Here is an 8,597-nt window from a genome sequence, read left to right as displayed (position 1 = left end):
AGTTCCCGGCGGATGGCGGTGGCTTCTTCGATGGCGGTCAGGCCTTCCTCGCGTCGTCCGAGATCTCCCAGCCGGATCGACAGGTTGTTCAGGCTCATGGCGAGGTCGGGCAGGTGGGCGTCCGGGTGTGTCCGGGCCAGCTTCCGGTAGATATCGGTGGCTTCTTCGATGGCGGCCAAGCCCTCTTCCCGTCGTCCGAGATCCCCCAGCCGGATCGACAGGCTGTTCGAGCTTAACGCGAGGTTGGGCAGGTCCTGGTGGTCGCGGTGCCAGGTGGTCAGGCGGGTGGTGAGGTCGACGGCCCATCCGGCCAGTACCTGGCTGTACTGCGGCAGGTGGTCATGCCAGGCCTGCACGGTGGTGTGCGGCAGGTCGGGAACGTTCAGCATCTGCTGCAGGGCGTCCAGCAACGGGGCTGGGCGTTCGGCCTGGGGAGCGACCTCGATCGCCGCCGGTACCAGCACCGCAGCCTGGCGTGCGCACAACGCGGTCAACGCCGCGTCCAGGCTGCCGGCGAAGACGCGGTGGCCGGCCGCCCGGGTGTAGATGGTCAGCAACTGCACTGCCTGGGCCGTATCGGCTCCGATGGTCAGTCGGTCGGCAAGGCCGGGCCGGGCGGGCAGGTGGCGGCCGATGAAACGCTCGGCCACCAGGTCCGGCTGCAGCGTCCCCCAGGGCTGGTGAGGGTCGGTCGGCGGGTAGAGGGCGGCCAGCCAGTCGCGTACCCGCTCACGGCGTTCGGCAGTCGACTGCTCGGCCAGCGCGGGGAGGCGGGCCAGCAGCGCCAGGGCCTGGGAGTGGTCGGCGGCGCCCAGCGCGGTGGCCGCGGCCAGGGCATCGGTCAGGACCTGAGGCAGCACCAGCCCATCGCGGGTACGGTCATACAGACCGAAGACGACCGCGGCGGACCTCCAGTAGCGCTCCTCGTGTTCCAGTAGCCGGTCCTCCACCCCGGCCGCCTCCGCCCAACCCGCCTCGTGGCCGCCGTCCACAGCCGTTGCGCCGGTGGCGGCGTCCAGCAGATCGGCCAGCGCGCTCATGTGCAGGGTCAGCGCGTTCCCCCGCTGCGCCGTGCCCAGCGCGGCCGGCAGGGGCAGGGCAGCGGCCAGGGCGCTCCACGACTCCCCGGCCCCGGCGAGGGTCGGCGCCTGTTGCAGGGCGTGGGCGAAGGCGAGCGCGGCTTGGCGGTAGGCGTGTCCGCGCTCTGCCGGGTCCTGCTCCAGAGCCTGCAGGTCGATGAGGGGAGCGTGCTCCAGCAGGGCCCCGTTGGTGTGGGAGGCGCGTTTGAGGCTGTGCCACCACGAGCCGGCGGTGCGGGCCACCAGCAGTACCTTCAACGGGCAGAGGCTCTCCAGGCGGGTGGCGGCCTCCAGCAGGGCGGTGACCTGATCGGTGCGTGATTCGGCGTAGTCGACGACCACCAGCAGCCCGGCGGCGGTGTCGGCGATCACGGCCAGATCGGCAGGGGAGGCGTTCGGGCGCAGCCACAGCGTGCCCCACCCGGAGGCGGCCAGTTGCCCGGCCAGGTGGGTGGCCAGGCGAGTCTTGCCCTGCCCGCCCACACCGTGCAACAGAAGCGCCCCGAACCCCGGCAGATCGGCCCAGGCGTTCAGTCGCGCCAGGACGTCCTGGCGGCCGTGGAAGGGCACGATCTGGCGGCGCGCCCGCAGCAGGCCCGCCGGTGAGACCCCGATCCCGCCGGGCACGACGACTGCGGCGGGGTCGGCCGCTTCGGCCAGGTGCTGGAACTCGATCGGCTCCAGCACCACCCCTTCCCTTTCCTCGATCGCGCTGTGCTCGCCCAGCACGGCGCGGAAGGCCGGGTCGTGGTGCAGCACGTAGGCCGGCACCGCCTCCAGATGGCCGTGGCCGCGCCCTGCCGGATCGGCGGTGATGACCCCGGCCAGCAGGTCCCCGCAGAACAGCGCCGCCCCCGACATGCCCGCCCACGGCGAGGATCCGTCCATCGGCGCTTCGGGGGCGGTGCCGGTCACGGCCATGACGTAGCGGTCGCCCACATAGCGGTCGCCGGGGTTGAGGGTCCCGGAGGGCTGCAGCAAATCAGCCGGACGACCTTCGCGCTGCACCAGGGCGGGCAGCCCCCAGCTCTCGCACGGGATGCCGGGCCGGTAGGTGAGGGTGCGGCCCCAGCGCACCGCCCGGCCCGACGGCGGTCTCCAGGCTGGGTCGTCGATGACGACCAGGGCGGCGTCGTCGCACCCACCTGGTGTGCCCGACCACACCACGCGCCCACGGTAGGTCTGCGGATGTCCGGGATGGAACACCTCCACCGGCGAGCCGGTCGGGCCGGTCACATGGGCGGAGGTCAGCACCAGTCGCGGCCCGACCACATACCCCGACCCCCGCCCGGACGCGGCCACCGAGGTGGTGGTGATGACGGCGACCACCCGCTGACGCTGCACCCGCGCTCCCTTCCGCAGAAGGCCCCGGCATCGGCGCCGAGGCCCTGGACTGGTCGAACAGCAGGCCGGACAGTCAGCGGCCCAGGTGCCCGCCGACCTCGCCCGGCCCGGCGATCTGCCCGGAGGTGTCGGTGATCAGCAGGTCACCGCCGTCGCGGTGCTTGGGCGTGAGTGTGACGCGAACGGTGTGGGTCCGTGCCCGACTCACCCCCGCTTCGGCATCGGCGGAGACGACCCAGGCCTTGAACCCGGCCTTGGCCTTGGCGTCGGCCTTCAACTCCACGGCGAACTCCAGCTCGATCGGCCCCACCGCGAACGCGATGTGGCTGCCCGCTCCGGTGACCGCCGCCTCCAGCAACTCGTCACGCAGCCCTTCGACCGCCTTGGACAGCTCGATCTCCACCCGCCCACCCCTTCCGCCACGGCCCCTCACCGTAAGACAGACGCTCCGCCCGCCGCCCGGGTTTCCCCGCCATTTCAGGCGATTACGGATCGGCAGGGTCTCGCGGGGGAACGGGTGATCAGGCGTCGAAGGCGCCGGTGTTCACGCGGCCGATGAATGAGCGCCACTGGGCGGGGGTGAAGGCCAGGGCGGGGCCGGAGGGGTCTTTGCTGTCGCGGACGGCGATTAGGCCGGGGAGGTTGGTAGCCACCTCCACACAGTCGTTGTTGCCGCCGCTGAGGCTGGACTTGCGGAACTCGGCGTTGGTCAGGTCGGGGGTCATGGAGTTCCTCGCTTTTGGGTGAGCGGGTCCTGACCTTCACTGTGTGAGCTGTCCCTGACATGCACAAGGCCCCAGCGTCGTACGGTGCCGGGGCCTTGAAGGGAGATCAGGCGTCGAAGGCGCCGGTGTTCACGCGGCCGACGAACGAACGCCACTGGGTGGGGGTGAAGGCCAGGGCCGGGCCGGAAGGGTCCTTGCTGTCACGGACGGCCACCAGGCCGGGGAGGTTGGTGGCGACCTCAACGCAGTTGTCGTCGCCGCCGCTGAGGCTGGACTTGCGGAATCGGGCATCTGCCAGACGGGGGTCAGTCATAGTCACTCCTCACCGCGGCGATAAGGTCCGCGGACTGTTCGGGGGACAGCGCCATCGCAGTGAGGCGCTCGAACGTCAGCATAAGACGATTCACCGAGGCGGCAGCTTCGAGGAACAAGTCCCCACCCGGTGAGCCGGTGTAGCCGACGCTGGGGTCCTCCGGGTCGAAGCTGAGCACCGAGAAGGAGCCTTGCATGCCGAGGTGTAGTCCTGCCACGGCAGGCATCACCTGGATCGTGACGTTGGGCCGGTTCATGATCTGGAGAAGCTCGTCGAGCTGGGCGGCCATGAGTTCTGCGGGGTCGGCTTGGCGGCGGATGGCGCCTTCGTCGATCAGCGCGTGGAACGTCGGGGCGCTCGCACCCAACAGGGTGATCTTCCGTGTCATGCGGGCGGTGACGCGACGCTCCAGATCGTCCTTCTCCAGCGCTGGCCGAACATCCTGGATGATGGCGCGAGCATACCCCTCGCTCTGGAGAAGCCCGGGGATCAGTAGTGGCTCCCACGTGCGGATGGCCGTGGCTTCTGCTTCTAACACCACGTAGCTTCCGGCCAGGACGTCGGAGTACGCCGTCCACCAGCCACGCTGGCCCGCATCCTTGCAGAGCTGGACAAGCCCGGCTTTTGTCGTGGAATCGGTGCCGTACAAATCGCATATAGCCGCGACGTCCGTTGTGCTCGGCATGGTTCGGGCGTTCTCCAGCCGATTGAGTTTCTGTCTGCTCCACCCGAGCTGTTTCGCTGCGGTCTCCGGCAAAAGCCCCGTCTCTTCGCGGAGTTTTCGCAGCTCGCGGCCTAGTCTGCGGTGTCTCACCGTAGGGGACTTGAGAACCATGGCGCCAAGTGTGGTGTGCCCTTGAGAAAAAATCCAGTGAGCAGCACTTGCTTGCGTGCGCTGCTCACGTCATTATTACCTCGTGAGATCCACCACAGTGAGTGAGGTCATCATGACAGAAACGCACGGATCGCCCCTCGCTAACCGTGCATCAGGGGCGGCAGGCGTTCTCCCCTGACGGAGGAAAGTCGGCCGTCAGGGGAGACAAGCACACCTCAGTCGCTCTTCCGGCCGGGGTAGCTGACGAAGGTTCCGATCTGGGGGACCGTGTAGACCAACCCCTGATCGCGAAGGTAGGCCACCACCTTGCGGGCCGTGGTCCTGGCGATGCCGAACTCCTGCACCATCTGCGCTTCTGATGGGACCAGGTGTCGAGGCTGGTACTCCCCGCTGTGGATCCTGCTCTCCAGGATCTCGACCACCTGGATCCAGATCGGGCGATCGGGCTCGTAGTCATGCACGGGACGAACGTAGAGATGTATCTACGCGCCATCTCATGTGACTACGGCTACTGACGGATCTACATGAGTAGATACGAGTACAGACAAGAATCCGAACCTACAAGCGATTAAAAACATCCGAAGCGTAAAAAACGGACCTGCCCGGCGTTGCGCCGCCGGAACAGGTCCTTGATCAGGAAGGTGTCTCCTGACGTGAGTAAGAGTAGTGCTCCGGCTCCCGGCCGGAACACGTGCGACTGTTTCGCCGGTGCCGTACCTCTGCCCATGGGGTGTGCCCGGTGTGGGCATTCCCCCTACGCCCACGGCTGTTCCGCCCAGGACGGGCATGAGTACGTGCAGCCGTCCGGGGTGTTGATGGACGCCCGGCTGCAGGCTCGGCGTGCGTACGGCCCGCAGGTTCTTCCGGCGCCTCGGCCTCCGGTGGAGGTCGCGCCGGGGGAGGTGGTTCCGCTGGTGCCCGGTCAGCGTCGTCCCGATCCTGATCCCGAACCGGGGGCGCCCGCGATGGTTCCGGCCGCGAACGCCGTACCGGATGGTCCTGCGGAGGCGGCCGACGAGACGCCGGTGTCCCCGGACGATCCCGTCGCCGTTCCGGAGCGGGTTCCGAACGTGGACGAGTCGGCCGTCGCTCCGGAGCGGGGGCCGGGGGCCGCGTCCGTCGCGCCTGCCCGGCCGTCGCCGCCGCGACGAATCCGGCATCCCGCCCCCGGCGTTCCCCGGGCGGGGATCTCCTGGGCGAGGGTGCGCCAGCCCGGCCACTCCGGCGGTGTACGGCCCGCGAGCGGCAGGCCGTACCGGGGCGGAGACCGATGTCCCGTTTCCCGCGCTCGTGTTCGGGTTCCGGCTGTTTCTTGTCCCGCAGGGCAGGCCCGTCTGGCGAGCACCCCGCCCAGGCACGCCTCTGATCGGATCACGGAGGTCCAGATCGTGCAGCACACCCCCGACCGTCCGGTGATCCCGGGCTGGCGGTTGCTCATCAGCAGCGCGGGCCGGTTCTGGGCCTTCCGCGACCGGCCCTTCCCCCGCCTCGCCGTACGGGCCGGGGCGGAGTCGGCCGTGGACGCCGACACCTTCGAGGAGGTCCAGGCCGTCATCGCCGCGCAGGAGGAGAAGGCCCGCACCGTTGTTGAGGGGGTGCCCTCGTGACCGGACGGCACCGCGACGGCCAGCCGTACGAGCCGGTGTACCGGAGGGTGTGGGACGGCCCGGCGAAGGCGGAGGCCGAGCGGATCGACCAGGCGTGGGCCGACTGGACCATCCTCTACAGCCTGGGACGGCGCAGCTTCTACGCGGTCGCAGCCTGGGGCGGTTCTCGGCCGGTCATCGTCGAGGACCCAACCGGCGACGGGTTGGAGGAGCGGATGCGGGAGGCCGAGATGATCCGGGCGATGAGGCCTGCTCCGGCGCCGGTCCGGCGCAGGAGGGGTGGGGCCGGTCGTCCGTCTTCCGGGGTACGGAACGAGGAGCCCGGTGGGGAGACGGTGTCCGCCGGAGGACGTTCGCCGGACGGGAGGGCCGCGTGATGCCGACGGCCCGGGTGCCTCGTCAAAGGGCCGAGTTCTCCGATCGAGCCTGTGACACCGTGCAACAGGCTCATCCCGGCTGGCTGGTCTTCCACAGCTCGCGGTCCGGCCTGTGGAGCGCCTACCGGAGCGCCCTGCCCGGCAGGCCGTACGCCGGGGACGCGCTGTTGGTGCGGGCGGAGTCGGCCGAGGAGCTGGACCGCAAGCTGGCCGCCCAGAAGTCTCCGGCGGTGCCGCCGAGCATCCGGGCCGTCGCCGTCGCCCGTGCCCTCCAGAGCGCTCGGGCCAGGCAGTCCGCCCGGATCTCCCGGGCCGTTCAGGCCGTTGGGTCAGGCCGGTCCACGGCATTGCGCGGGTTGCTGCGCTCCTGAAGCCGGTACGGCGGGCGGAGGAACCGCATCCGTCGTACCCCATGAACGTGCGGCTCAGGTAGGAGGGACCTGGGCCGCACACCCTCGCAAGACGGCTCCCACACACGCCGAGCGTGTTGGGGAAGGGGGGAGCCGTCTGGCGCACCGGCCCCATCCGTGGGGCCGGTCCTCCTCCAGGGTGCCCGGCCGCATGCTCCCCGGCTCGGGGCCGGGCACCCGCCCCGCGAAAAGGGTCGAAGCCCTGACCTCACGGCCCGAACGACGTGTGTTCCCTGCCCGCCTCCGAACCGGGACGACCATGACCGACGACGAACGGCGCCTGATCGACCTGCTCATCAGCACCCACCCCGCCTGGCGGTACGAGGAACACGACCTGCCCGGCCTGCCCCGGTGGTGGGCCGTCCGCTACCACCCCCTGCGGCCCGACCAGCGCAGAGCCGGAGCCAGGGACGTGCTCGGCCGTACCACCCTGCACCGGCTGGCCAGAGCGCTGGCACGCCACGACCAGATCCTGCACACCCTCCGCTACTGAGACCCCCAGGAGTTCCCCATGGCCGCCCTCAAGGCCGTCGCCCCCGACGGCACCTTCACCACCGGACCGGACACCGTCGAACGACTCCTCACCCCCGGCGAGGTCGCTCGGATCTTCGGCGTGGACCCCAAGACCGTCAACCGCTGGGCCCTGACCGGCCGCATCCCCTCGGTGCGAACTCCCAGCGGCCAACGCCGCTACCGCCAGAGCGACATCGGCGCCCTGCTGAACGGGTAGGCCCGCCGTACCACCAGGTCACATTGAGGCTCCGCGACCCCGACGACCGTGGTGTGGGGGATCCGGGCATCGTGGAGCAGCCGAGCACGCCGAGTGGAGGACCCGTCCACGCACGGCTGACCGGTCGGCGAGTCCGTTTTGTGGCGCTGCCCGAGCACCGTCCCAAGCCCAATGTGGGCAGGCCGTGACGACCCGGCGGACTTCCTCGACACGGAGATCGGGGAGACAATGGGGCCGCGCAGATCTCGTCCAGAGAAAGCGGCTCCGATGGACTTTCGCGACGACGTGGACCTCGACGCCTCCCAGGTCGAGGACGTCGGCGGCGGTGGCGGCGGGTTCCCCGGCGGGGGGCTCATGGTCGGCGGCGGTGTCGTCGGTGTGATCGTGCTGGTGGTGGCGGCGCTGTTCTTCGGGATCGACCCGGCGGCGCTGCTCGGCGGCGGTGACGGTGGTGCCGGTGGCGACGGAGGGGCCCGGCGCCCCGCGACCTCCGGCTCCGACCTGGGCGCCGAGTGCCGCAAGGGCAGCGACGCCGACCAGTCGGACAGGTGCCGGGTGGTCGGCGTGGTCAACAGCGTGCAGGCCTACTGGCGTGAGGCGTTCACCGAACGCGGCAAGGGCGCCTACCGCAACGCCAGGACCATCCTGTTCACCGGGGGAGTGAACACCGGATGCGGCCAGGCCAGTTCGGCGGTCGGCCCGTTCTACTGCCCGGCCGACAGCCGCGTCTATCTCGACCTGGGCTTCTTCGGCGACCTTGAGAGCCGTTTCGGCGCCAGGGGAGGTCCGTTCGCCCAGGCGTATGTGATCGCCCACGAGTACGGTCACCACGTGCAGAACCTGATCGGCACCTCCCGGCGGGTCGGCGATGACCGCAGGGGGGCCGAGAGCGCCTCGGTCAGGCTGGAGCTCCAGGCGGACTGTTATGCGGGGGTGTGGGCCAAGCACGCCGTCGAGACCGGCTTCTACACCGGCCCGTTCACCGCCGCCGACATCCAGGAGGCGCTGGACGCCGCGGCGGCCGTCGGCGACGACAGGATCCAGCGGCGCACCCAGGGCAGGGTCGATCCCGAGGGCTGGACACACGGCAGCGCCGAACAACGGATGAAGTGGTTCACCACCGGCTACCGAACGGGAGCCCCCGCCGACTGCGACACCTTCTCCGGCGCCCTCTGAG

General features: G+C 70.2%; 12 protein-coding genes. 6 read left to right on the top strand and 6 right to left on the bottom strand.

Annotated features, from left to right (window positions below):
- The 6 genes from ABT340_RS36420 to ABT340_RS36395 all read right to left on the bottom strand — a co-directional run.
- A partial coding sequence (locus tag ABT340_RS36420) for a tetratricopeptide repeat protein (RefSeq protein WP_352015463.1) occupies positions 1–2,408 on the bottom strand: 2,408 nt, incomplete at its 3' end.
- 88 nt (positions 2,409–2,496) lie between these two features.
- The gene (locus ABT340_RS36415) at positions 2,497–2,826 is read right to left on the bottom strand and encodes a trypco2 family protein (RefSeq protein ID WP_352015462.1); all 330 of its coding nucleotides are present in this window, start codon (positions 2,824–2,826) and stop codon (positions 2,497–2,499) included.
- Between the two features lie 118 nt (positions 2,827–2,944).
- On the bottom strand, positions 2,945–3,148 hold the full coding sequence (locus ABT340_RS36410) for a DUF397 domain-containing protein (RefSeq protein WP_352015461.1): 204 nt from the start codon (positions 3,146–3,148) through the stop codon (positions 2,945–2,947).
- 106 nt (positions 3,149–3,254) lie between these two features.
- Entirely contained in the window at positions 3,255–3,461 is a 207-nt protein-coding gene (locus tag ABT340_RS36405) for a DUF397 domain-containing protein (RefSeq protein WP_352015460.1), read from the bottom strand.
- Positions 3,454–4,296 carry a helix-turn-helix domain-containing protein gene (locus ABT340_RS36400; protein ID WP_352015459.1) on the bottom strand — a complete coding sequence of 281 codons (843 nt, stop codon included), beginning with the start codon at positions 4,294–4,296 and terminating at the stop codon, positions 3,454–3,456. Before ABT340_RS36400 ends, ABT340_RS36405 begins: the two co-directional genes overlap by 8 nt.
- 215 nt (positions 4,297–4,511) lie before the next feature.
- Positions 4,512–4,757 carry a GntR family transcriptional regulator gene (locus ABT340_RS36395; RefSeq protein ID WP_352015458.1) on the bottom strand — a complete coding sequence of 82 codons (246 nt, stop codon included), beginning with the start codon at positions 4,755–4,757 and terminating at the stop codon, positions 4,512–4,514.
- A gap of 453 nt (positions 4,758–5,210) precedes the next feature.
- On the opposite strand from ABT340_RS36395, the gene ABT340_RS36390 reads away from it, so the two are divergent.
- The 6 genes from ABT340_RS36390 (at position 5,211) to ypfJ (ending at position 8,596) form a co-directional block, all read left to right on the top strand.
- Positions 5,211–5,903, top strand: coding sequence for a hypothetical protein (locus ABT340_RS36390; RefSeq protein ID WP_352015457.1), 693 nt, complete (start codon positions 5,211–5,213; stop codon positions 5,901–5,903).
- Positions 5,900–6,280 (top strand): hypothetical protein, encoded by a 381-nt coding sequence (locus tag ABT340_RS36385; RefSeq protein ID WP_352015456.1) that lies wholly within the window; start codon positions 5,900–5,902, stop codon positions 6,278–6,280. Before ABT340_RS36390 ends, ABT340_RS36385 begins: the two co-directional genes overlap by 4 nt.
- Before the next feature lie 59 nt (positions 6,281–6,339).
- Entirely contained in the window at positions 6,340–6,651 is a 312-nt protein-coding gene (locus tag ABT340_RS36380; RefSeq protein ID WP_352015455.1) for a hypothetical protein, read from the top strand.
- A 298-nt stretch (positions 6,652–6,949) separates the two neighbouring features.
- Positions 6,950–7,183, top strand: a complete 234-nt coding sequence (locus ABT340_RS36375) for a hypothetical protein (protein WP_352015454.1) — start codon at positions 6,950–6,952, stop codon at positions 7,181–7,183.
- A gap of 18 nt (positions 7,184–7,201) precedes the next feature.
- Entirely contained in the window at positions 7,202–7,420 is a 219-nt protein-coding gene (locus ABT340_RS36370) for a BldC family transcriptional regulator (protein ID WP_352015453.1), read from the top strand.
- Positions 7,421–7,687: 267 nt separating this feature from the next.
- Complete coding sequence (ypfJ, locus tag ABT340_RS36365; protein ID WP_352015452.1) at positions 7,688–8,596, top strand: KPN_02809 family neutral zinc metallopeptidase; 909 nt, start codon at positions 7,688–7,690, stop codon at positions 8,594–8,596.
- Position 8,597 lies beyond the last annotated feature (1 nt).

Origin of the sequence: Streptosporangium sp. NPDC000239 (genome assembly GCF_040300765.1) — a bacterium.
GTDB lineage: Bacteria > Actinomycetota > Actinomycetes > Streptosporangiales > Streptosporangiaceae > Streptosporangium.
Note: the sequence above shows the minus strand (reverse complement) of the source record. Positions and strands in the feature narration are given on the sequence as shown.